Source organism: Actinoplanes sp. DH11, from assembly GCF_020873875.1.
GTDB lineage: Bacteria > Actinomycetota > Actinomycetes > Mycobacteriales > Micromonosporaceae > Actinoplanes.
On sequence record NZ_JAHWGU010000199.1, the window covers coordinates 1 to 356 of the forward strand.

The 356-nt window shown below is 67.4% G+C and carries 1 protein-coding gene; it reads left to right on the plus strand.

Translation table 11 applies throughout. The features are described from left to right. Nucleotides 1-44: 44 nt before the first annotated feature. The coding region (locus tag LPA41_RS41420; protein ID WP_229076990.1) for a transposase at nt 45-356 on the plus strand (312 nt) is incomplete at its 3' end.

Here is a 356-nt window from a genome sequence, read left to right on the forward strand (position 1 = left end):
GCCACAGCGTAGAGCCTGCCCAGTGGCGACGAACCATCGACCTGGTGGTCGAGTCGTTCGCCGGCCGGTTCTGCCGGGTCGAGCCTCGCCGGGCGGCCGCTGGGTTCGTCACCGGCCTGCTCGCCGATCTTCAGATCAAGACCTGCTGGCAGCTGGCCGAGCAGGCTGGACATGGTCGGCCGGATGCGATGCAAAGGTTGCTCTACCGGGCTAAGTGGGACGCCGACGGGGTGCGTGACGACGTGCGCAAGGTCGTCGCCGACCGGCTCGGTGACCCCGACGGCGTCCTCGTGGTCGACGAGACCGGCGATCTGAAGAAAGGCATGCACACCGTCGGTGTCCAGCGTCAATACACC